This window comes from Zavarzinia marina (assembly GCF_021568905.1).
Lineage (GTDB): Bacteria > Pseudomonadota > Alphaproteobacteria > Zavarziniales > Zavarziniaceae > Zavarzinia > Zavarzinia marina.
Genome location: NZ_JAKGSB010000001.1, coordinates 136,868 through 157,838, shown reverse-complemented (window position 1 = coordinate 157,838; position 20,971 = coordinate 136,868). Strand labels below are relative to the sequence as shown.

22 protein-coding genes are annotated in these 20,971 nt (G+C 68.5%); 10 read left to right on the top strand and 12 right to left on the bottom strand.

Features of this window, described 5'->3' with window-relative positions; genetic code table 11:
• The first annotated feature begins 169 nt into the window (after positions 1-169).
• The 3 genes from L2U69_RS00725 (at position 170) to L2U69_RS00715 (ending at position 2,774) form a co-directional block, all read left to right on the top strand.
• Complete coding sequence (locus L2U69_RS00725; protein WP_236104432.1) at positions 170-1,027, top strand: AAA family ATPase; 858 nt, start codon at positions 170-172, stop codon at positions 1,025-1,027.
• A 125-nt stretch (positions 1,028-1,152) separates the two neighbouring features.
• The gene (locus tag L2U69_RS00720; protein WP_236104431.1) at positions 1,153-2,331 is read left to right on the top strand and encodes a vWA domain-containing protein; all 1,179 of its coding nucleotides are present in this window, start codon (positions 1,153-1,155) and stop codon (positions 2,329-2,331) included.
• 14 nt (positions 2,332-2,345) lie between these two features.
• Entirely contained in the window at positions 2,346-2,774 is a 429-nt protein-coding gene (locus tag L2U69_RS00715; protein ID WP_236104430.1) for a hypothetical protein, read from the top strand.
• Here L2U69_RS00715 and L2U69_RS00710 read toward each other — a convergent pair.
• Complete coding sequence (locus L2U69_RS00710) at positions 2,771-3,196, bottom strand: MAPEG family protein (protein ID WP_236104429.1); 426 nt, start codon at positions 3,194-3,196, stop codon at positions 2,771-2,773. The genes L2U69_RS00715 and L2U69_RS00710 overlap by 4 nt on opposite strands.
• A 199-nt stretch (positions 3,197-3,395) precedes the next feature.
• Here L2U69_RS00710 and L2U69_RS00705 point away from each other — a divergent pair, with 199 nt between their 5' ends.
• Positions 3,396-4,802 (top strand): ethanolamine ammonia-lyase subunit EutB, encoded by a 1,407-nt coding sequence (locus L2U69_RS00705; RefSeq protein ID WP_236104428.1) that lies wholly within the window; start codon positions 3,396-3,398, stop codon positions 4,800-4,802.
• Positions 4,799-5,611 carry an ethanolamine ammonia-lyase subunit EutC gene (gene eutC / locus L2U69_RS00700; RefSeq protein ID WP_236104427.1) on the top strand — a complete coding sequence of 271 codons (813 nt, stop codon included), beginning with the start codon at positions 4,799-4,801 and terminating at the stop codon, positions 5,609-5,611. The genes L2U69_RS00705 and eutC overlap by 4 nt, the downstream gene beginning before the upstream one ends.
• Positions 5,612-5,646: 35 nt before the next feature.
• Here eutC and L2U69_RS00695 read toward each other — a convergent pair whose 3' ends face one another.
• From L2U69_RS00695 to L2U69_RS00675, 5 genes are all read right to left on the bottom strand, one after another.
• Positions 5,647-6,429: a 3-hydroxybutyrate dehydrogenase gene (locus L2U69_RS00695; RefSeq protein ID WP_236104426.1), complete on the bottom strand. Its 783-nt coding sequence runs from the start codon at positions 6,427-6,429 to the stop codon at positions 5,647-5,649.
• Positions 6,430-6,491: 62 nt separating this feature from the next.
• Entirely contained in the window at positions 6,492-7,463 is a 972-nt protein-coding gene (gene lpxK, locus L2U69_RS00690; protein WP_236104425.1) for a tetraacyldisaccharide 4'-kinase, read from the bottom strand.
• A complete protein-coding gene (locus L2U69_RS19085) occupies positions 7,450-8,736 on the bottom strand; it encodes a 3-deoxy-D-manno-octulosonic acid transferase (RefSeq protein WP_268967197.1) in 1,287 nt (428 codons plus the stop codon). The genes lpxK and L2U69_RS19085 overlap by 14 nt, the downstream gene beginning before the upstream one ends.
• The gene (locus L2U69_RS00680; RefSeq protein WP_236104424.1) at positions 8,733-9,449 is read right to left on the bottom strand and encodes a lysophospholipid acyltransferase family protein; all 717 of its coding nucleotides are present in this window, start codon (positions 9,447-9,449) and stop codon (positions 8,733-8,735) included. Before L2U69_RS00680 ends, L2U69_RS19085 begins: the two co-directional genes overlap by 4 nt.
• A gap of 16 nt (positions 9,450-9,465) precedes the next feature.
• Positions 9,466-11,235, bottom strand: a complete 1,770-nt coding sequence (locus L2U69_RS00675) for an ABC transporter ATP-binding protein (protein ID WP_236104423.1) — start codon at positions 11,233-11,235, stop codon at positions 9,466-9,468.
• Between the two features lie 122 nt (positions 11,236-11,357).
• Between L2U69_RS00675 and L2U69_RS00670 the strand changes: the two genes are divergently transcribed.
• Positions 11,358-12,062, top strand: coding sequence for a fused DSP-PTPase phosphatase/NAD kinase-like protein (locus tag L2U69_RS00670; protein WP_236104422.1), 705 nt, complete (start codon positions 11,358-11,360; stop codon positions 12,060-12,062).
• Here L2U69_RS00670 and sigJ read toward each other — a convergent pair.
• From sigJ to L2U69_RS00640, 6 genes are all read right to left on the bottom strand, one after another.
• The gene (gene sigJ / locus L2U69_RS00665; protein WP_236104421.1) at positions 12,049-12,936 is read right to left on the bottom strand and encodes an RNA polymerase sigma factor SigJ; all 888 of its coding nucleotides are present in this window, start codon (positions 12,934-12,936) and stop codon (positions 12,049-12,051) included. The genes L2U69_RS00670 and sigJ overlap by 14 nt on opposite strands.
• Positions 12,933-13,451, bottom strand: a complete 519-nt coding sequence (locus L2U69_RS00660) for a hypothetical protein (protein ID WP_236104420.1) — start codon at positions 13,449-13,451, stop codon at positions 12,933-12,935. The genes sigJ and L2U69_RS00660 overlap by 4 nt, the downstream gene beginning before the upstream one ends.
• Positions 13,451-13,897 (bottom strand): hypothetical protein, encoded by a 447-nt coding sequence (locus tag L2U69_RS00655; protein ID WP_236104419.1) that lies wholly within the window; start codon positions 13,895-13,897, stop codon positions 13,451-13,453. Before L2U69_RS00655 ends, L2U69_RS00660 begins: the two co-directional genes overlap by 1 nt.
• A gap of 66 nt (positions 13,898-13,963) precedes the next feature.
• Positions 13,964-14,776 carry a 3'(2'),5'-bisphosphate nucleotidase CysQ gene (locus L2U69_RS00650; protein ID WP_236104418.1) on the bottom strand — a complete coding sequence of 271 codons (813 nt, stop codon included), beginning with the start codon at positions 14,774-14,776 and terminating at the stop codon, positions 13,964-13,966.
• Entirely contained in the window at positions 14,773-16,122 is a 1,350-nt protein-coding gene (locus L2U69_RS00645) for a TldD/PmbA family protein (protein WP_236104417.1), read from the bottom strand. Before L2U69_RS00645 ends, L2U69_RS00650 begins: the two co-directional genes overlap by 4 nt.
• A gap of 91 nt (positions 16,123-16,213) precedes the next feature.
• Positions 16,214-17,290, bottom strand: coding sequence for a glycosyltransferase (locus L2U69_RS00640; protein WP_408065791.1), 1,077 nt, complete (start codon positions 17,288-17,290; stop codon positions 16,214-16,216).
• A gap of 171 nt (positions 17,291-17,461) precedes the next feature.
• On the opposite strand from L2U69_RS00640, the gene bufA2 reads away from it, so the two are divergent.
• The 4 genes from bufA2 (at position 17,462) to opgC (ending at position 20,641) form a co-directional block, all read left to right on the top strand.
• Complete coding sequence (bufA2, locus tag L2U69_RS00635; protein WP_236104415.1) at positions 17,462-17,713, top strand: BufA2 family periplasmic bufferin-type metallophore; 252 nt, start codon at positions 17,462-17,464, stop codon at positions 17,711-17,713.
• A 58-nt stretch (positions 17,714-17,771) separates the two neighbouring features.
• Positions 17,772-18,605, top strand: a complete 834-nt coding sequence (gene bufB, locus L2U69_RS00630) for an MNIO family bufferin maturase (protein ID WP_236104414.1) — start codon at positions 17,772-17,774, stop codon at positions 18,603-18,605.
• A complete protein-coding gene (locus L2U69_RS00625; RefSeq protein ID WP_236104413.1) occupies positions 18,602-19,375 on the top strand; it encodes an HvfC/BufC family peptide modification chaperone in 774 nt (257 codons plus the stop codon). Before bufB ends, L2U69_RS00625 begins: the two co-directional genes overlap by 4 nt.
• Positions 19,376-19,438: 63 nt before the next feature.
• Positions 19,439-20,641 carry an OpgC domain-containing protein gene (gene opgC, locus L2U69_RS00620; protein WP_236104412.1) on the top strand — a complete coding sequence of 401 codons (1,203 nt, stop codon included), beginning with the start codon at positions 19,439-19,441 and terminating at the stop codon, positions 20,639-20,641.
• Positions 20,642-20,971: the final 330 nt, after the last annotated feature.

Genomic DNA, 20,971 nt, shown 5'->3' with positions numbered 1-20,971 from the left:
ACCCTCATACCTAGAGAATCTCTCCCGCCGACCGAATCCGTGGCGGCCTTCGCAATGGCCGGCCGATGCCGGGGCCGACGCGACGTCGGATCCATGGCGCTTGATCGGGCCGACATGGGCCCCTAGTTTCATGACGACGTTGCGGAAATATTCACGGGAAACGCCGGCGATGAAGTTCACAGGTACCGAGTCCTATGTCGCGACCGACGATCTCAAGGTCGCGGTCAATGCGGCGATCACCCTGCAGCGCCCGCTGCTGATCAAGGGCGAGCCGGGCACGGGCAAGACGGTGCTGGCGCAGGAAGTGGCCTCGGCGCTGGGGCGCGATCTGATCCAATGGCACATCAAGTCGACCACCAAGGCGCAGCAGGGCCTCTATGAGTACGACGCCGTCAGCCGGCTGCGCGACAGCCAGCTCGGCGACGACCGCGTGCACGACATTTCGAACTACATCGTCAAGGGCAAGCTGTGGGAAGCCTTCTCCGCCGCCCCCGCCCCGATCCTGCTGATCGACGAGATCGACAAGGCCGACATCGAATTCCCGAACGATCTCCTTCAGGAGCTCGACCGCATGGAGTTCTACGTCTACGAGACGCGCGAGACCGTGAAGGCGGCCGAACGCCCGATCGTCATGATCACCTCGAACAACGAGAAGGAATTGCCGGACGCCTTCCTGCGCCGCTGCTTCTTCCACTACATCAAGTTCCCCGACCCGGATACGATGCGCCAGATCGTCGAGGTCCATTACCCCGGCATCCAGCACGACCTGGTGCGCGAGGCGCTGACCATCTTCTACGACATCCGCGAAGTGCCGGGCCTGAAGAAGAAGCCCTCGACCTCGGAACTGCTGGACTGGCTGAAGCTGCTGATGTCCGAGAGCCTGACGCCCGAGATGCTGCGCGAGCGCGACCCGAAGAAGCTGATCCCGCCGATGCATGGCGCCCTCCTGAAGAACGAGCAGGACGTCCATCTGTTCGAGCGCCTGGCCTTCCTCGCGCGGCGCCAGGAACGCCAGCCGCCGCAATGACGTGGGGACGCGTCGAATTATTGGCGCGTCACCCCGGCGAAGGCCGGGGCCTTTCCACGGAAGAGACTCTTTCGGCTCAAGATCCCGGCCTTCGCCGGGATGACGGCAATGGGGGGTGAACGCCCATGTTCATCAACTTCTTCTACGAATTGAAGAACGCCAAGGTGCCGGTCACCCTGAAGGAATATCTGACCCTTCTGGAGGCCATGAAGGCGGGCGTCGCCAGCTACAGCGTCGACGATTTCTACTATCTGTCGCGCGCCACCCTGGTGAAGGACGAACGCAACCTCGACAAGTTCGACAAGGTCTTCGGCACCGTGTTCAAGGGCCTGGAGAGCGTCGCCGACGGCGAGGCGATCGAGATTCCCGAGGAATGGCTGCGCAAGCTGGCCGAAAAGACCCTGACCGAGGAAGAGAAGGCGCTGATCGAATCCCTCGGCGGTTTCGACAAGCTGATGGAGACCCTGCAGAAGCGGCTCGAGGAACAGAAGGGCCGCCACCAGGGCGGCAACAAGTGGATCGGCACCGCCGGCACATCCCCCTTCGGCGCCCATGGCTACAATCCGGAAGGCGTGCGCATCGGCCAGGACAAGAGCCGCCACCGCCGCGCCGTCAAGGTGTGGGACAAGCGCGAATTCCAGAACCTGGACGACAGCCTCGAACTCGGCACCCGCAACATCAAGGTCGCGCTTCGCCGCCTGCGCAAATTCGCGCGCGAGGGGGCGGAAGTCGAGCTGGACATGCCCGACACCATCCGCTCGACCGCCAACAACGCGGGCTGGCTGGACCTGAAGATGCGGCCCGAGCGGCGCAACAAGGTGAAGGTGCTGATCTTCTTCGACATCGGCGGCTCGATGGACAGCTACATTCGCCTGTGCGAGGAGCTGTTCTCGGCCGCGCGCAGCGAGTTCAAGCACCTCGAATATTTCTACTTCCACAACTGCCTCTACGAGAAGGTGTGGAAGGACAACAAGCGGCGCATGACCGACACCATGCCGACCTGGGACGTGCTGCACACCTATCCCCACGACTACAAGGTGATCTTCGTCGGCGATGCCTCGATGAGCCCCTATGAGATCACCTATCCCGGCGGCTCGGTCGAACACTGGAACGAGGAATCAGGCGAGACATGGATGCGCCGCACCCTCGACATCTATCCCCACGCGGTCTGGCTGAACCCGACGCCGGAACGGCACTGGGGCCATACCTCGTCGATCGGCGTGATGCGGCAACTGATGGAGGGGCGCATGTTCCCCCTCACCCTGAGCGGGCTGGATGCCGCCGCGCGCGAATTGAACCGCTGATACCGGAGACTCTGATGAATTTCCCGTCCATCGGGCGGGCGGCCGTCGCGGCCGCCGTCCTCGGCCTCTGCGCGGGCGCCCCTGCCCGCGCCGCCGACATCGAGGGGCGTTGGACCCTCGACCTCGAAGCGACCCTGAAGGCCGCGTCCGAGACCGTCGGGCCCGACGACATCAAGCGCATGCGCAACGATCTTTCGGCCATGGCCAGCGGCTTCGCCATGACCTTCGCGGGCAAGGCGCTGGAAGTCGTCGCGGGCGACACGGTCACCCGCTGCGACTGGGCGATGGGCAAGGACGGCTATGTCCTACCCAGCAACTGCCTGGATCAGGCCGGCAAGGAGAACGACCTCGATCCCGAGCGCGAGGCGATCCGTATCGAGCGCGGCGTGGTGCGCCTGATCGACAAGCCGTCCGGCCTCGCCCTGATCCTTCAGCGGGACTAGAGCGCCAGCGCCAGCCGGATCCAGATGGCGGCAACGGCGAGCGCCGAGACCGCGAAGATCAGAAGGCGCACGGCCACCTGATTGATCGTCAGGTGGATCAGCGCATGGACGGCGCGGGCACCGACATGGATCCAGCCGAGCAGCACGAAAATGTCGTCCACCTTGCCGAGCGCGATGACGAGAACGCCGCCGACGAAGAACAGCACCGGCATTTCGTACTGATTGCTGTAGTTGCGCGATGCCTGGACGACATAGTCCGGCATGGCGCCGTCGTAGACCTTGTAGCTGTCCATGGTCGTGGTGCCGCCGGACATGGACCTGATCCGCGTCAGCAGCACGAGAACGAGCACGACGAACGTGAGCGCCACCTGGGCGGCGAGCGGCCAGAACATGGCCGATGCGGCAGTCGCTTCGATGGGCATGGGATCGCCCCCCTTTCGAATTCCTCTCCTTCCCACAGTTTGAAGGGCGAATACCCTAGGGCAATCGCAATCGGCGCCGGATCGGCGGCACCATGGCTTTCGCCGGCCGCCAGTTCCTTGCCCCTCCCCGGCTTTTCGGCTTTGATCGCGGTACGGGGCGTCACGCCCCGGCGTTTCGGGCTTTACGGGCGAGGTGGCGATGACCTATGCGATCGCGCTGGACGACACCAGATGGGTCTTTCCCGATCTCCGCGACCTGATGGCCAAGGCGACGCCCCGGCGCTCGGGCGACGAATTGGCCGGCATCGCGGCCGAAAGCGCGGTGCACCGCATCGCCGCCCAGATGGCGCTGGCCGATGCGCCGCTGGCGGATTTCCTCGGCGCCGAATTCGTGCCCTATGAGACCGATGAAGTCACCCGCCTGATCCTGGACGGCCATGACGCCGCCGCCTTCGCTCCCGTCGCGTCGATGACCGTGGGCCAGTTCCGCGAATGGCTGCTCTCGCCGCTGGCCACGTCCGAGGCCCTGACGGCACTGCGCCCCGGCCTGACCCCCGAGATGGTGGCCGCCGTCTCCAAGCTGATGCGCCTGCAGGATCTGGTGCTGGTCGCGGCCAAATGCCGGGTCGTGACCGGCTTTCGCAACACGATCGGCCAGCCCTGCACCTTTGCCACCCGCCTCCAGCCCAATCACCCGACCGACGACAGCCGGGGCATCGCCGCCAGCCTGATCGACGGCCTGCTGCTGGGGGCGGGCGACGCCGTCTTCGGCGTCAATCCCGCGACGGACGGCGTTCAGGACTATTGCCGCATCGTCGGCCTGCTGGACGAGGTGCGCGGCCGCCTGAAGGTGCCGACCCAGACCTGCTGCCTCGGCCATGTCACGACGGCGATCAAGGCGATCGAGGCGGGCGCGCCGGTCGATCTCGTGTTCCAGTCGATCGCCGGCTCCGAGGGCGCCAATGCCGGCTTCGGCGTCAATCTCGCGGTGCTGGCGGAAGCGCGGGACGCGGCGCTGTCGCTGGGCCGGGGCACGGTCGGGCGCAACGTCATGTATTTCGAGACCGGCCAGGGCGCGGCGCTGTCCGCCAATGCACATCACGGCGTCGACCAGCAGACCATGGAGGCGCGGGCCTATGCCGTCGCCCGTCATTTCGAGCCCTTGCTGGTCAATACGGTCGTCGGCTTCATCGGCCCCGAATATCTCTACAACGGCAAGGAGATCACCCGCGCCGGGCTGGAGGATCATTTCTGCGGCAAGATGCTGGGCCTGCCCATGGGGGTCGACGTCTGTTACACCAACCATTGCGACGCCGATCAGGACGACATGGACGCCCTCCTCCTGCTGCTGATCGAGGCGGGGGTGAGCTTCGTCATCACCGTGCCCGGCGCCGACGACGTCATGCTGAATTACCAGAGCCTGTCCTATCACGACGCCCTCGGCGCGCGCGAAATCACCGGCCGGCGCCGCGCGCCTGAGTTCGAGGCCTGGCTGGCCGAAGTCGGCCTGACCGACGGTGCCGGGCGCCTGAACCCGGATCCGCAAGCGTTGCTCGGCCGGGGCGGCCTCGCCGCCCTCACCCGCCATCTGGAGGCGGCCGAGTGAGCGACGACAAGCCCGCCCTCCCGGCCCTGGTTCCCGCCTCCGACAGCCTGTCGAACCTCAGGCATTACACCGCCGCAAGGGTCGCGCTGGGCCGCGCCGGCAATGCCCTGCCGACCGCGGCCCACCTGAAGTTCACCCTGGACCACGCCAGGGCGCGCGACGCGGTCTGGTCGGCGGTCGACGGCGGCCGGCTGCGGACCGCCCTCGAAGCGCGCGGCTTTCGCGTGGCGACGGTCCACAGCCTGGCGGAGGATCGCGCGACCTATGTCCGCCGCCCCGATCTCGGCCGCCGGATCGCGCCGGAAGCCGCCGCCGCGCTCGCCGATGCCCTCGGCCCGTGCCGATTGGTGGTGGTCGTCGCCGATGGTCTGTCGGCGGCAGCCGTGGAAGCCAACGTCCTGCCGACCCTGGACGCCCTGGCGCCCCGCCTCGCGGCCGACGGCAACGCCGTCGACGCCGTGGTGGTGGTGGAGCAGGGCCGGGTCGCGGTGGGCGATCCGATCGGCGCCGTCTTGAAGGCCGATCTCGCGATCGTGCTGATCGGGGAGCGGCCCGGCCTGACCTCCGCCGATTCGCTCGGCTGCTATCTCACCTTCCGCCCGCGCGAGGGGCTGGCGGATTCGGCGCGCAACTGCGTCTCCAATATCCGCCCCGACGGCCTGGCGCCGGCGGACGCCGCCTACAAGATCGCCTGGCTGGCGCGCGAGGCGCTGCGCCGGGAAATCTCCGGCATCGACCTGAAGGAAGAGTCCGCCGCCGAACTGACGGCGGCGAAACGCGCCGAGACGAAGGTCGTCGGGACGGATTGAGCGGCCTGCCCCTCACCCCCGCCCCAAACCATGCCTCAGCGCGCGGTCCAGCCGCCGTCGATCGAGATCGAGGTGCCGTTGATCGAGAGCGCGTGGTCGCCCGCGAGAAACACCGCCAGCGCCGCGACTTCCTCGACCTCGACGAAACGCTTGTTCGGCTGGGAGGCGAGGATGATGTCGCGGATCACGTTTTCGACCGGCATGTCGTTCACCTTGGCCTGATCGGCGATCTGCGCCTCGACCAGCGGGGTGCGGACGAAGCCGGGGCAGATGGCGTTGCAGGTGATGTGCTGCTCGGCGATTTCGAGGGCGACGGTCTTGGTCATGCCGACCACGCCGTGCTTCGCCGATACATAGGCCGACTTGTAGGGCGAGGCGACGAGGCCATGGGCCGACGCGATGTTGATGATGCGCCCCCAGTTGCGCTTCTTCATGCCCGGCAGGGCGGCGCGGATCGCGTGGAAGTTCGAGACCATGTTGATGGCGATGATCTGGTCGAACTTGGCGATGGGGAATTCCTCGATCGCACTGACGAGCTGGATGCCCGCGTTGTTCACCAGAATGTCGACGGAACCGAATTTCTCTTCCGCCATCTCGACCATGCCGGCGATTTCCTCGGGCTTGGTCATGTCGGCGGGGGAATAGACGCAGGTTATGCCGAATTCGGACTCAAGGCCGGCGCGCTCCTTCTCGATGTCCTCGGGCTTGCCGAAGCCGTTGATCACCACATTGGCGCCCGCCTCGGCCATGCCCCGCGCGATGCCGAGGCCGATGCCGCTGGTGGAGCCGGTGACGATCGCTGTACGCCCTTTCAACATGACGGATCTCCTTGACGATTACCGCGGCACAGCATGGACCCGCTGTGCGGCAGTTTCGAGACCTATTCGTGGAAAGAGGATGCCAGCAATTGGTCGAGGTGCGCTTCGCCCTCGGCGTCGAGCGCGAGGGTGATCTCGAGCACTTCGATGCCGGCCCGCGCCCCAGCGTCCAGGCGGGCGAAATCCTTGGCCGTGGTCACGGGAACGGCGTCGAGCGCCGCCGCCTCGCGCTTCAGATCGGCGATCTCCGAAGCCGCGAAGGGGTGATGATCGGCGAAGGCCCGCCCCGCCACCACATCGGCCCCCGTGGCCGCCAGGGTCTCGAAGAATTTGGCGGGCCTGCCGATACCGGCGAAGGCGAGTACCCGGCGACCCCGGAAATCATCGCCGTTCAGGGGCACGACGGCGGCCGAGAGCACAGGCCGCCCCGCCATGTCCGGCAGGGGTGCCGTCGCCGTGCCGACCACCACCACGGCCTCGGCCCTTGCGATGGCGTCGCCCCAGGGCTCGCGCAGGGGGCCGGCCGGAATCACCCGGCCGTTGCCGAGGCCGGCGCCGCCGTCGATCACCAGGAACGACAGGCGCTTTGCCAGCGAGGGGTTCTGGAAGCCGTCGTCCATGACGATGACGTCGGCCCCGGCGGCGACCATGGCCCGCGCCCCCGCCGCCCGGTCGGGGCAGACCCAGGCGGGCGCGACGCGCGACAGCAGCAGCGGCTCGTCCCCGACCGTGGCCGCCCCCTGCCCGGCGACCCGCAGCGGCGCCGTGATGCGGGCGCCATGCCCGCGCGAGAGGAAATGAGGCTGCCGCCCCATGGCGGCGAGGCGCCGGGCGACGACCATGGCGAAAGGCGTCTTGCCGGTGCCGCCGGCGGTGACATTGCCGATGCAGATCACGGGCACGCCCGGATCGTAACCGGGCCCGCGCGCCAGGCGCCGCCGCGTCAGCCCGCACCAGATCAGCGACAGGGGCGACAGCAGGCGCGCCGGCCAGCCGCCGTCGCCGGGCCCCGCCCAGAACTCAGGGGCGCGCATCGTCCGCGACCGGTGTCAGCAGGGGACGGACGGCATCCAGCACCCGGTCGACCACACCGTCGCCCTGGGCCGCCACGGCCCGCGCGGCACCGGCCATGACCTCGACCTCGTCCGGATCGGTCAGCAGGCGGGCGAGGACGCTGGCCAGATCCTCGGGCCGGGCCAGTTCCGCCACCGCGTTGCCGGCGCGCAGCATGTCCATGACCTCGGCGAAATTGCCCATATGGGGGCCGGCGATGATGGCGCAGCCGAGCCGCGCCGGCTCCAGCGGATTCTGGCCGCCATGGGGCACGAGACTGCCGCCCACCAGCACCACCTGGGCCAGCCGGCAGAACACGCCGAGTTCGCCGAGCGTGTCGGCGACATAGACGTCGACCTCCCCCGTCACGGGGTCGCCGATGCGGCGGCGGGCGACGGTCAGGCCCGCGTCCGCCATTTCCGCCGCGACGTCGCCGCCCCGTTCGGGATGGCGCGGCACGACGATGGTCAGCAGGCCGGGCACGAAATCGGCGATGGCGCGATGGGCTTCGGCGATGCGCGTCTCCTCCCCCCGATGGGTCGAAATCGCCAGCCAGCGCGGCCGCTCCCCGAAGGCGAGCGCCAGATCCGACACCGTGGCCGCATCGGCGCCGAGGGCCGGCGCATCGAGCTTCAGATTGCCGAGGCAGCGGACGTCGCCCGCGCCGAGCGCCGTGAACCGATCCGCATCCGCCGCCGATTGGGCGGCGACGAAGCGAAAGGCGCCGAGCAGGGCGCCGATCAGTTTCGGGCGCTTCTGCCAGCGCGCGAAACTGCCTTCCGACATGCGCCCGTTGACCAGCGCCATGGGAATGCCGCGCCTGGCCGTATCCAGCACCAGATTGGGCCAGAGTTCGCTTTCGACCCAGAGGGCGGCGTCGGGCCGCCAATGATCGAGGAAGCGGCGGACGGCGCGGGGATGGTCGACCGGCACGAACTGGTGGAACGCGCCGTCCGGCAGGCGCTGCGCCATCAGGCCGGCGGAGGTGACGGTGCCGGTGGTGACCAGGATCGACAGGCCGGGTTCCGCCGCCATCAGGGCCCGGATCAGGCCGAGGACCGATTGCGCCTCGCCCACGCTGGCGCCGTGGAGCCACAGCAGGCGGCCGGCCGGTCGTTCCATGGCCGCCTCGCCCAGACGTTCGCCGAGGCGGGCCGCATCCTCCTTGCCCCGCTGGCGGCGGCGTTCCAGCAGGGGGCGCACCAGGGGCGTCGCGGCCCAGGTGGCGATCCGATAGAGCCGTTCCGCCCTCATCGCCGCAGCCTCCCCGGCGGCGCCGGTTCGACCGTCGCGCGGCCCATGCGCCGGTCGGCTTCCGCCGTCAGGTCGTTCAGCCGGGTCTCGAGCAGAAGGCGCCAACGTTCGAAGGCGTCATCGTCGAGGTCGGGCGGCACCATGATCGGCTCGCCGACGAAATAAAGGCCGCGATTGAACGGCGTCGCCAGCAGGAAACGGTCCCATGAATTCAGGATCGGCCCGCGCCTGGTCGAGACCGTGACCGGGAACAGGGGCACGCCGGTCGCCGAGGCGGCGGCGATGGCGCCGCCCTGGGCGCGCATGCGCGGCCCCTTGGGCCCGTCGGGGGTGAAGACCGCGATCTCGCCCCGCTCGATCACCTGCAGCAACTCGCGGAGCGCGCCGACGCCGCCGCGCCGGCTGGAGCCGCGCACGGTGGTCATGCCCAGGTTCTCGATCGCCCGGGCGATCAATTCGCCATCGGCATGGGTCGAGATCAGGACGTTGGAATGGCGCTGATCGCGGCGGCGGAAACGCGCCATCATCATCAGGCGGCCGTGCCAGAAGCAGACCACCATGGGCTTCCTCGTTCCTTCCCAATGATCGAGGAAGCGGTCGAGCCCCGGCCCGTCCTCGGCGAAGCGGGACGTGATGCGGACCAGACGGATATAGCCCGTGATCAGCCAGATCAGCAGGGTCTGGACGAACCGCGACCGGGCGATCCGCTTCAAGAGCGGACCGCTGGTCCTATTCCGCCTCGGCCTGGGCATAGAGCCGTGCATAGAGACCGCCCTTCGCGATCAGCTCGTCATGGGTGCCGCTTTCCGCGATGCGGCCGCCTTCGACCACATGGATGCAGTCGGCATCGACGATGGTGGACAGACGGTGGGCGATGACGAGGGTGGTACGTCCCTTCATCAGGCCGCGCAGGGTGGCCTGGATCGCCCGTTCCGATTCCGTGTCGAGGGCGGAGGTCGCCTCGTCCAGGAGCAGGATCGGGGCATCGCGCAGGAAGGCACGGGCGATGCAGATGCGCTGGCGCTGCCCGCCCGAGAGTTTGACCCCCGATTCGCCGACCACCGTGTCGAAACCCTTGGGCAGCGCGGCAATGAAGTCATAGGCCGCCGCCGCACGGGCCGCCGCCTCGATCTCGTCGCGCCCGGCGCCGGGCCGGCCATAGCCGATGTTGGCGGCGATCGTATCGTCGAACAAAGTGGCTTCCTGGGCGACCAGCGCCATGGCGCGGCGGAGCGAGGCGAGCGTCGCCCGGCGGATCTCCGTGCCGTCGATCGAGATGGTGCCGCCGGTCGGATCGTAGAAGCGCGGGATCAGGTTGATGGTGGTCGACTTGCCGCCACCCGACGGCCCGACCAGGGCCACGGTCTTGCCCGCCGGCACGGTGAAGGAAACGCCCTTCAGGGCTTCGGTGCCGTCGCCATAGGCGAATTTCACGTCGTCGAAGCGAAGCTCGCCCCGGCTGACGGTGATCTCCTCCGCGTCCGGCGCGTCGGTCACGCGGGGCTCGACGTCCAGCATGGCGAAGACGCGGACGGCCGCCGCCAGCCCTTCCTGCCAGGTATTGTTCAGGGTCGAGAGGCTGCGCAGCGGCTGATAGGCCATGATCATGGCCGCGATGAAACTGGTGAAGCCGCCGAAACTGAGTTCCGCCGTCTGGGCCTGGAGCCCTGCATAGAGGATGGCGGCGGCGATGGCGGCGGCACCCACGGCATCGTTGATCGGCACCGTCGCCGCCTTGGTGCGCACGCCGCGCATCAGATGGCCGAGGCGGCGCTCGACCGAGGCGGTGACGGTCGCCAGTTCGTCTTCCTCGCGGCCGTAGGCCTTGATCAGGCGATTGCCGTCGAAACGCTCCGTCAGGAGGGAGGCGAGCGTGCCGGTCTCGGCCTGGGCCCTGGTCGAGGTCTTGTGGGTCTTCCTGCCCATGCGGCGCATGACCAGGGCGGCGACCGGGAAGCCGATGGAGGCGACCATGGCCAATTGCCAGTTCTGGTAATACATGACGCCGACCAGCATGAGCACCGTCGCCGCGTCGCGCAGCAGGCCGACGACACCCTTCGACACCGCCTCGGACAGGAGATTGGCGTCATAGAGGAAGGCTGAGATCAGGCGCCCCGAATGGATGTCGTGGATCCAGGCGAGATCGGCGCGCATGAAGCGGTCGAACAGCTGGAGCTGGGTATCGGCCACGATTCGCTGGCCGACATAGGACATCTGCACGCTCTGGATGTAATCCGCGACCGATTTGATGAGCGCCGTGACGATGACCGCCAGCGGCACCATCCACAGCGCCTCGGGATCCTTGGCGACGAAGATGTCGTCGATCGCGGGATCGAGCAGATAGGCGAGCGCCGCCGTGGTCGCGGCGACGAAGGCCATCATGATGCCGGCGAGGACGAGGCGGCGGGCATGGGGCCGGACCGCGCTCAGCAGCAGGCGGCGGATCACGGTGGGTTTCTGGGCGGCCGTCGGGGTCGCCGGTGCGGATGTGGTGGTCAACTCTCTACCCGTCTCTACGGCGCCGGAAACTAGCACGTCTTCTCCCGCGGACAAACCGGCGTCGACTTGCCCCGCGCGGCCCGCGCCGCTATATGCAGGCGGCGACGCAGCGAGGATGGAACGTGTTCAAACAGCAAACCCGGAAGATCGGGAACAGCCTGCGTGCCGCCCGCGCCGAGGCCGATACGCCCTGGCGCCGCACGCTCGCTTGGTTCGAGGCGCTGTTCGTCGACCACGGCGTCTTCCGCCTGCTGTTCTGGAACATGCGCCGGGTCTCGGACGCCATGTGGCGCGGCGCCCAGCCCCATCCGTGGCAGATCCGGGCGCTGGGCCGGCGGGGCGTGAAGACGATCCTGAACCTGCGCGGCCCGCGCGACTGCGCCACCTATCTGTTCGAGAAGAAGACGGCGGCGGACGCCGGCATCACCCTGGTCGACTTCGTCATGACCTCGCGCGAGCCGCCGTCCGCCGAGCGCCTGCGCGACCTGAAGGCGCTGTTCGAACGGATCGAATATCCCGCCCTGATGCACTGCAAGTCGGGCGCCGACCGGGCCGGCATCACCTCGGCGCTCTATCTCTTCCTGCACGAGGGCCGGCCGATCGAGGAAGCGCAGAAACAGCTCGCGCTCAAATACGGCCATATCAGGCAGGGCCGCACCGGCGTCTTGGACCGTTTCTTCGAAGCCTATATCGAGGCCCGGGACGAGACCGGCATCGATTTCTGGACCTGGGTCGACACGGTCTACGACCCGGTCGCGCTGCGCGCCGATTTCCACGCCGGCATGGTCGGCAACCTGATCGTCGACAAGCTCCTCAGGCGGGAGTGAGCGCGGCCTCCACCCCGCCCAGCTTGTCGGGGTTGGAGATCAGGAGAATGCGGGTCACGCGCTCGCCCGTCACGTCGGGCACCAGGGCGAACCAGACCATGTCGCCATTGAGGGCGACGAGGCCGGGGGCGCCGTTCAGGCGCATGGCCACGAAGCGCAGGGCCATGTCGTTCTTGCGCGCGATTCCGACGAAGAAGCGCAGCACCCTGTCCGCCCCGCGGATCGGGTTGAGGGCGGCGCGGCGCTTGCCGCCGCCGTCGGAATGCAGCACCGCGTCCTCGGCCATGGTGGCCATCAGTTCGGCGCCGTCCATCGCCACCAGGGCGGCGATGAAGCGCGCGGCGACGGCGTCGCGCGCCGCCTTGGGAACATGGATTTCCGGCCGCTCCGCGCGCATCCGCGCCCGCCCCCGGCTGACGAGCTGGCGCACCGCCGCCTCGCTCTTGCCGAGGATCGCGGCGATCGCCGCATGATCGTGGCCGAAGGCGTCGTGCAGCAGGAAGGCCGCCCGCTCGCCGGGCGACAGCCGGTCCAGCACCATGAGAAAGGCGAGCGACAGGTCGTCCGCCAATTCGGCGCGTTGCGCCGCCCTGCCCTCGTCGCCCGGATCGTCCGCGACCGGGCCGGGCAGCCAGGAGCCGACATAGGCTTCGCGCCGCCGCCGTCGCAGGTGATCGAGGGCGAGCCGCGTCACCACCGTCGTCGCCCAGGCCGCCGGCTCGCGGACCTCCGCCGCCTCGGCCCGGTGAAAGCGCAGCATCATCTCCTGCACCAGGTCCTCCGCCTCGGCCATCACCCCGGTCAGGCGATAGGCGAGGCGCAGCAGGCGGGGCCGCGCCGCCATCAGGTCCGCCAGCCCCGCCCGCCCGCTCATGGCGTGCGCACCTCGACCCGGCTGCACGACAGGGCGTGGCCGAGTGCCCGCTTCATCGCCGGAAACACCCTTGCGGTCGCGATGGCGATGGCGAGATCGGCCATGGCCGGCTTGCCGATTTCCGCTTCGAGCGCCGCGCGCAGGTCCTCCGCCTCCGGCGTATTGGCGGCGACGGCGCGGGCGAAGCGAAAGGCGAGCGCCTGGCGCGGCGACAGGTCCTGCAGCCTGCCGTCGACGGCGGCGCGCAACACCGACGCCGGCACGCCGCCCTGCAAGGCCATGTCGACGGCGATCTGGGTGCAGGGACCGCAATCCTCCACCATGTCGGCGGCGACGCGGCAAAGGTGCCAGAGATCGGCCGGGGCATGGGCCCGGTGATTGGCCAGCATCATGAACATGCCGAACTTGCGGAAGCCGGCGCGGCTGCTGGCCAGCACGTCGCGCAGCCATTCGGCCGACTGGCCGAGGCGGGCCTCGCCCTTGTCGATCTGGCGGCGATAGTACCAATCCAGCATCACGCCCTCCCCCGCAGGATCGCGACCGCGAAACCGGCCAGCACCAGGGCCGGCAGGCCGACGGCCCAGGGATCCAGCATCAATTGCCGGGGCGAGCAGCGCCCCGCCGCCGCATCCAGCCCGTGCACCACGGCATGCAGGCCATGGAACAGGGCGGCAACCAAAGCGGCCCCCGGCAGCAGCGCCCGAAAGCGAAGCCCGGCCAGCAGCCCCGCCCCGGTCGCCAGATAGGCCCCGCCGATATCGCCGATGAAATGGCGGTTGGGCGGCCCGGTGTCCACGACGCCCGGTACATCGAGATACCAGCCATAGGGATCCGCGAACATGAAGAGGCCGTTGGCGATGAAGCCGAGCCCGAGGACGAGGCCCGCGCCGCGCCAGAGACCCCCCTGATGACGATGACGCCCCTGATGAGGATGACGCCCCTGATGAAGATCTGCCGTCATATCTGTCTCCTTTCCAAAGAGATGACGACGGCAGCGCCCGGCTTGTGACAAGCGGCGCGAAAAAAATCAGCCCATGAGCTGTTTCGCGACGTCTTCCGGCGGGCGGAATTCCTCCAGCTTCTCGATGAGGCGGGCGTGGAGTTCGGGGCCGGCCGAAATGACGTTGCGGTGGCGGGTCGAGGGACGGTTGAAGAGGAAGGGTTCGCCCATGTGGGTGCTGGCGATGCCGCCCGCCTCCCTGACGATGAGATCGGCGGCGGCGATGTCCCAGTCGCTCTTGCCGGTCAGGCTGACGGAACCGTCCTTGGCCCCGCTCGCCACCTGGCAGAGTGCATAGGCGATCGAGTTGGAGGGGGAGACCTCGATCTCCGGCCAGGGCGTCGGCCAGAATTTCGAGCGGAACATGTCGGCGGCACCGATCAGCCGCGCCCCCGGCAGCAGGCCCCGGGGGCTGACCCGGATCGCATCGCCGTTGAGACGGGCGCCGCCGTCGCGGATGGCGGCATAGAGTTCGCCCAGCGCCGGGTTGAAGACGACGCCGTAGATCGGACGCCCGTCCTCCACCACCGCGATCGAGACGGCGAACAGCGGCCGGCCCTTGACGAAAGCGCGGGTGCCGTCGATCGGATCGACGACGAAGAGCCGCTTGGCGTCCAGACGGGCCGGGTTATCCGTGGTTTCTTCCGACAGCCAGCCATAGTCGGGCCGGGCCCGGCCCAGCATCTCCTTCAGATGGGCGTCGACGGCGAGATCGGCATCGGTGACCGGGCCGTGGCCCGGCTTTTCCCAGGTGCGGAACCCCTTGGCCCGGAAATCGAGCGCGATGTCGCCCGCCTCGCGCGCCGCCGCGGTCAGGAGTTCGAGATCGTCCGCCGTCACGTGTCGGATTTCTTGGAGCCGGCAACGGTCATGCCGTCGACCCGGAGCGTCGGGGCATTGGCGCCGAAGCGGAACACCAGGTCGTCGGCCGGGGTCATGTTGCGGAACATGTCCTTCAGATTGCCGGCGATGGTCATCTCGCTGACCGGGAAGACGATCTCGCCCTTCTCGATCCAGAAGCCGGCCGCGCCCCGGCTGTAGTCGCCGGTGATGCCGTTGACGCCGGAGCCGATCATCTCGGTCACGTAGAAGCCGCGCTCGATGTCGCCGATCAGATCCTTGGGCGAGACGGTACCCGGCTCCATGTGCAGGTTGGCGGCGGCGGCGCCCGGCGGGCCCGAGGTGCCGCGCGCGGCGCTGCCGGTGCTGGCGAGGCCGAGCTGACGGGCGGCGGCGCTGTCCATCAGCCAGGTGGTCAGCATGCCCTGGTCGATCAGCTTCCGGGTCGTGCAGCGCACGCCTTCGCCGTCGAAGGGGCGGGAGCGGTGGCCGCGCCGGCGGAACGGATCGTCGACGATGGTGATGCCGGGCCCGAACACCGGCTTGCCCAGGAAATCCTTCAGGAAGGACGTGCCGCGCGCGATGGCGGCGCCGTTGATGGCGCCGACCAGATGGCCGAGCATGGAGGCGGAGACGCGGGGATCGAACACCACCGGCACCTGGGCCGTGCCCATCTTGCGGGGATTGAGGCGGCGCACGGTCTTCTCGCCCGCGCGCTTGCCGACCGTGGCCGCATCCTCCAGATCCTCGGCATGGCGATTGGCGCAATAGTCGTAATCGCGTTCCATGGCGGTGCCGCTGCCCGCCAGGACCGAGACCGAGAAACCGTGCATCGAACTGGTGTATTCGCCGGCGAAGCCGCCGGTGGTCGCCAAGGCGACGCGATTGGTGCCCCAGCTCGCCCCCGCGCCTTCGGAATTTGTCACGCCCTCGACGGCCATGGCCGCGGCCTCGGCGGCGGCGGCGCGGTCGAACAGGATCTGGGGATCGGGCTCGACGGGATCGAGCAGGTCGAGGTCGGGCGGCGCGGTTTCCAGGAGCGCGGAATCGGCGAGGCCGGCATAGGGATCGGGCGGAGCTACCCGCGCCATGCCGATGGCGCGTTCGACCATGCGGTCGAGAGCCCCCGAATCGATTTCGCTGGACGAGACGATGGCGGGCGAGGAACCGACGAAAACCCGCAGCCCGAGATCGCGGGTCTCGGACCGTTCCAGATCCTCCAGCCGGCCGAGGCGCCAGGAAACACCGAGGGAAACCGCCTCGAAATAGAGCGCATCGGCCGCATCGGCGCCCGCGCGGCGCGCGCGGCCAAGAAGATCGTCCAGCAGTTCGAGGGGTTCGGCCATGGTCCTACCTGAAAGAATGCACCCTGAAAGTTCGCGGGGCGCATCCTAAAGGGTTCGATGGACCGGCGTCAGCCTTCGTGTTGCCGCAGCATCAGGCCTGGCGGCGCCATTCCCCCTGCCAGTCGCTGTCGCCGCCGCGCTCATCGCGCTGTTCGCGGTCCGCCGCCCGGTCACCGGCGGCGAGATAGAACAGGCGCTTCATCTCCTGCCGCCCTCGGGTGACATTGTCCTGGATGATGCCGGTCATCAGCGCCAGCAGCGCCAGCGACATCAGGCTGACGGAGACGATCAGGGTCGGGAAGCGCGGCACCAGGCCGGTCGCCAGATAGTCGATCAGCACCGGAATGAAGAAGCCGATCGAGGCGAGCGCCAGCACCCCGGCCAGCCCGCCGAACAGGGCCAGCGGCTTTTCCAGCATCAGAAGGCGCAGGATCAGCTTCAGGATGCGCAAGCCGTCGCGATAGGTCGACAGCTTCGAGGTGCTGCCCTCGACGCGGGACGAATAGCGCGTCGGCATCTCGGCCGTGGCGAGGCGGAGTTCCAGGGTATGGACCGTGATCTCGGTCTCGATCTCGAACCCGCGCGACAGGGCCGGAAACGCCTTGGCGAATCGGCGCGAGAAGACGCGATAGCCGGTCAGCATGTCGGTGAAGGTGCGCCCGAACAGCCTGGTGACCAGGGTCGTCAGCATCCAGTTGCCGAAGCGGTGGCCCCGGCGATAGGCCTCGGGATCGTCGTCGACGCGGGTGCCGACCACCATGTCGAGATGATCGTCCAGCAGGCGGCGCACCATGGCCGGCGCCGCGCCGGCGTCATAGGTGCCGTCGCCGTCGACCATCACATAGACGTCGGCGTCGACGTCGGCGAACATGCGCCGCACGACATTGCCCTTGCCGCGATGGCCGACCTGGCGCACCACGGCGCCGGCGGCGGCGGCGGCGCGCATGGTGCCGTCGGTCGACATGTTGTCGTAGACAAAGACCATGGCCCCGGGCAGCGCGGTGCGAAAATCGCGCACCACGGTGGCGATCGCCGCTTCCTCGTTCAGGCAGGGGACGATGACGGCGACCCGACGCCCGGCGCCCGCATACCAATCCATCTCTTGTTCCTTCTCGACGGCACGACGCTGGGTGCCGGTATCCGGTTCAGGAACGCGGCTCACGGGCATTTCGTTCCCGCGCGATTTTTCCGGCCTGGCCACGGCCACGCATCGCCATGCGGGATTCGCCGCTGAAATTTCGTGTAACTTCCGCCGCCGGGCCTTCGAACTACCCTTTCGAAGGCGGCGCTGTGCCGGCTTCCCTACCCAACCACAGACTGGATTTTCCAGGGGGACGACATGAGCAAGACCGGTTTCACCCTCGCCGCGGCGGCTGCCACTCTCTTCTCGGCCGGCGCCATGATGCTGGCCCCGACCGCCGCTTCGGCGTCGGAAGGCGTGCACTGCATGGGCGTCAATGCCTGCAAGGGCCAGAGCGCCTGCAAGACCGCCAGCAGCGCCTGCAAGGGCCTGAACGAGTGCAAGGGCCAGGGTTTCATCGTGACCCCGGACGAGGCGGCCTGCACCACGGCCGGCGGCACCGTCGGCTGATCGCATCCGTCATGACGGGGGCGGCGCCCGCCGCCTCCGCCATCTTCGGGAGAACGGCATGATCTCCGGCTTCGGCCTCGGCCTGCGCACCGATCACTACAGCGACCTCGACCGGGACGGCGTCGCCGTCGACTGGCTCGAGATCATTTCCGAGAATTACATGGTCGCCGGCGGCCGCCCGCTCGACTGGCTCGACCGGCTGCGCGCGCGCTATCCCATGGTCATGCATGGGGTCTCGCTGTCGATCGGCGGCACCGATCCCCTGGACGATGCCTATCTCGACGATCTGGTCGCGCTGGCGCGTCGGGTGGAGCCCGGCTGGATCTCGGACCATCTGTGCTGGACCGGGATCGACGGCACCAATCTGCACGACCTGCTGCCCCTGCCCTATACCGACCCGGTGCTGGCCCATGTCGCCGGTCGCATCGGCCAGGTCCAGGACCGGCTGAAACGCCCGCTGGTGATCGAGAATGTGTCGAGTTACGTCCGGTTCGCCGATGCCGGCCTGTCGGAAGCCCAGTTCCTGCGCGAACTCGTGGCCAGAAGCGGCTGCGAGCTGCTGCTCGACGTGAACAACGTCCATGTCAGCGCCTTCAACCATGGTTTCGACGCCCTCGATTTCATCGACACGCTGCCGGCGGCGGCCATCCGCCAGATCCATCTCGCCGGCCACAGCCACATGGGCGATTACATCGTCGACACCCACGACGCGCCGATCGCGGCCGAGGTGTTCGATCTCTATGCCGCGACCATCGCCCGCTTCGGCGCGGTGCCGACCATGATCGAGCGCGACGACCATATCCCGCCCCTGGCGGACCTGCTGGACGAGCTGGCGGTGGCCCGGCGCCATGCCGCGACGGCCCTGGCGACACGGGCGGAGGCGGCCGAATGAGCGGGTTGCGCGAGCTTCAACGCCGTTTCGCCGCCGACCTGCTGGGCGGCGCCCCGGTGATCGAAGAGATGATCGACGATGCCGCCCGCGCGCCCCGCCCGACCATGGCCGGCGTCTATCGCCATGCCTATGGCGGCCGGCTGGTCGACGTGCTGGCGGCCGATTTCCCCGTCACCCTGGCGCTGATGGGCAGCGCCGAATTCGCGGCGGCGGCGCGCGGCTATGTCGCGCGGCACCCGTCGCGAACGCCGTCGATCCGCTGGCTCGGCCGTCATCTGGCCGGCGACCTGCGCGACCAGGGTGCGCTCGCCGGCGCCGACATGGCCGGTTTCGAATGGGCGCTGGGCCTTGCCTTCGACGCCGCCCCCGGCGGCACGGTGGCGATGGAGACACTGGCCGCCCTGACGCCCGGGCAATGGGAGGGCCTGGTGCCCGTCTTCCAGCCGGGCTTTTCCATGGTCGCGGTCGAACATGCGGTGCAGGACGGCTGGGCCGCCCATCAGGCCGGCCAGGCCCCGGCGGCGCCCACCCTCGAAGCTCCCGTCCGCCTGCTGGTCTGGCGCTTCGACCTCGACGTCCGCTATCGGGTGGCGACGGCGGCGGAAGCCGCCCTGCTTGATGCGCTTGGGAACGCCACCGGCTTCGGCGCGGCGGTCGGCGCCAGCGCGCTCGAACCGCAAGCGGCGATCGAACTGCTGGCGGGCTGGTGTCTTTCGGGGATCGTCGGGGCGCTTCGCCTGCCCCACGAAGACGCCGCCCCCGCAAAATAGTCGGGAACCGGCGGCCCCGGCCCGCGTTTCAGGTTGGTGACAATTTGGAGCGCGAGCGCCGACATGGCCGCCACTGCCAAGAGAATCGCCGTCATCGACGGATTGCGGGGCTATTTCCTCGTGATGATGATGTCGAGCCACCTGATCTTCCAGGGCGGCGCCATGATGCTGCACCTGCATCACGGCGAACTCGCCTTCGTCGAGGATGCCCAGGGCTTCGTCTTCCTGTCGGGTCTCGTGGTCGGTCTCACCTATTGCCGGATCCTCGATCGCAAGGGGCCGGCGGCCCTGACCAGCAAGGCCTGGACGCGGGTCGGCGAACTCTATCGCCTGCTGCTGCTGACCCTGGCCGCCGTGATCCTCGCCGCCCTGGTGCTGCCGGACGGCGACCGCATCTGGGGCTGGCAGCTCGGCCTTCTGGGCACGGCGCCGCTGGACCATCTGGGGATCGCCGCCGCCCTGCTCTATCAGCCCGCCTATCTCGATATCCTGCCGCAATACATGATCTATCTGATCGCGGCGCCCTTCATCGTGCGTTGGACCGCGGCCGGCCATGGCCCGACCATCGTCGCCGGCAGCCTGGCGCTGTGGATGGCGGCACAGGTCGGCCTGCATCTGCCCGTGGTGGCGGGGCTGGAGGCCGCGGTGCAGTCGGTCGATTCCGGCGCCGCGCTGCGCTCCTATTTCAATCCGCTCGGCTGGCAGCTGCTGTTCGTCACCGGGGCCGTGACCGGTGCCGCCTTCCAGTCCGGCCGTCTCGACCTCCAGCGGATCTTCGGGCGCGAGCGCCTCGGCCTCGCCCTGATCGCGCTCGGCTTCGCCGCCGTCTTCGCCGGCATCCGCATCGCCCATGGCATCGGTCTCGAAGGCGATCTGGCCGATCGCTTCTATCGCCTGCTCCGGCGCGAGGATCTGAGCCTCGTCTATGTCCTGAACTTCGCCGCGCTCGGCTATGGCGTCGGCTATCTGATCGCCAATGCCGACACGCGCGAAGTGCCGCGCGTCCTGGCCATGGCGGGCAGCGGACTGCGCCGTTTCTTCGCCTTCCCCTTCTTCGCCTTCCTCGGCAAACATTCGCTGCAGGTCTACGCCTTCCACGTGCTCGTCGCCTATGCCGTCGTCGCGCTGCAATGGTATTGGGGCCCGTTCGACGAATGGACCAAGAGCGCGCTGGTGGTCGCCGCCTGGGCCAGCCTCGGCATCCCCGCGACCTGGCACCACCTGTCCCAACGCCGCGAACAGGCCCGCGCCGCCGTTCTCGCCTGATCTCCCTTCTCTTTCCCCCCGCGTCATCCCGGCGAAGGCCGGGACCTTCATCCGGAAGAGGCGCCGTCATCGTCGAAAGATCCCGGCCCTTTGCCTGGATGAAGCTGACGGTGGCTAACCTCTCATTTTCGAGAGGGAGCGGTAACTGACGACGGCAACAATCAGGCCGACCAAGGACAAAAAAACGAAGATCGCTCCAGAATTGATCGCGTCGCTGCACTGCATGCCTGGGCACCGATAAAGAGCGTCGGAAAAAGCCACGTACGCGAGCAGGGCAAATGCCGCCGCAACGAGGCCGCTCAGGCAGAAGGCCGCAATCCAAATGGGTTT

Bases quoted from the DNA above. Each gene is read 5' to 3' on its own strand.
- L2U69_RS00695 (WP_236104426.1), bottom strand. From the start codon at position 6,429: ATGTTGAAAGGGCGTACAGCGATCGTCACCGGCTCCACCAGCGGCATC.
- L2U69_RS19085 (WP_268967197.1), bottom strand. From the start codon at position 8,736: ATGAGGGCGGAACGGCTCTATCGGATCGCCACCTGGGCCGCGACGCCC.
- L2U69_RS00655 (WP_236104419.1), bottom strand. From the start codon at position 13,897: ATGACGGCAGATCTTCATCAGGGGCGTCATCCTCATCAGGGGCGTCAT.
- L2U69_RS00625 (WP_236104413.1), top strand. From the start codon at position 18,602: ATGAGCGGGTTGCGCGAGCTTCAACGCCGTTTCGCCGCCGACCTGCTG.
- lpxK (WP_236104425.1), bottom strand. From the start codon at position 7,463: ATGCGCGCCCCTGAGTTCTGGGCGGGGCCCGGCGACGGCGGCTGGCCG.
- L2U69_RS00660 (WP_236104420.1), bottom strand. From the start codon at position 13,451: ATGCTGGATTGGTACTATCGCCGCCAGATCGACAAGGGCGAGGCCCGC.
- L2U69_RS00705 (WP_236104428.1), top strand. From the start codon at position 3,396: ATGACCTATGCGATCGCGCTGGACGACACCAGATGGGTCTTTCCCGAT.
- L2U69_RS00720 (WP_236104431.1), top strand. From the start codon at position 1,153: ATGTTCATCAACTTCTTCTACGAATTGAAGAACGCCAAGGTGCCGGTC.
- bufA2 (WP_236104415.1), top strand. From the start codon at position 17,462: ATGAGCAAGACCGGTTTCACCCTCGCCGCGGCGGCTGCCACTCTCTTC.
- L2U69_RS00715 (WP_236104430.1), top strand. From the start codon at position 2,346: ATGAATTTCCCGTCCATCGGGCGGGCGGCCGTCGCGGCCGCCGTCCTC.
- bufB (WP_236104414.1), top strand. From the start codon at position 17,772: ATGATCTCCGGCTTCGGCCTCGGCCTGCGCACCGATCACTACAGCGAC.
- L2U69_RS00710 (WP_236104429.1), bottom strand. From the start codon at position 3,196: ATGCCCATCGAAGCGACTGCCGCATCGGCCATGTTCTGGCCGCTCGCC.
- opgC (WP_236104412.1), top strand. From the start codon at position 19,439: ATGGCCGCCACTGCCAAGAGAATCGCCGTCATCGACGGATTGCGGGGC.
- L2U69_RS00645 (WP_236104417.1), bottom strand. From the start codon at position 16,122: ATGGCCGAACCCCTCGAACTGCTGGACGATCTTCTTGGCCGCGCGCGC.
- L2U69_RS00640 (WP_408065791.1), bottom strand. From the start codon at position 17,290: ATGCCCGTGAGCCGCGTTCCTGAACCGGATACCGGCACCCAGCGTCGT.
- L2U69_RS00725 (WP_236104432.1), top strand. From the start codon at position 170: ATGAAGTTCACAGGTACCGAGTCCTATGTCGCGACCGACGATCTCAAG.
- sigJ (WP_236104421.1), bottom strand. From the start codon at position 12,936: ATGAGCGGGCGGGCGGGGCTGGCGGACCTGATGGCGGCGCGGCCCCGC.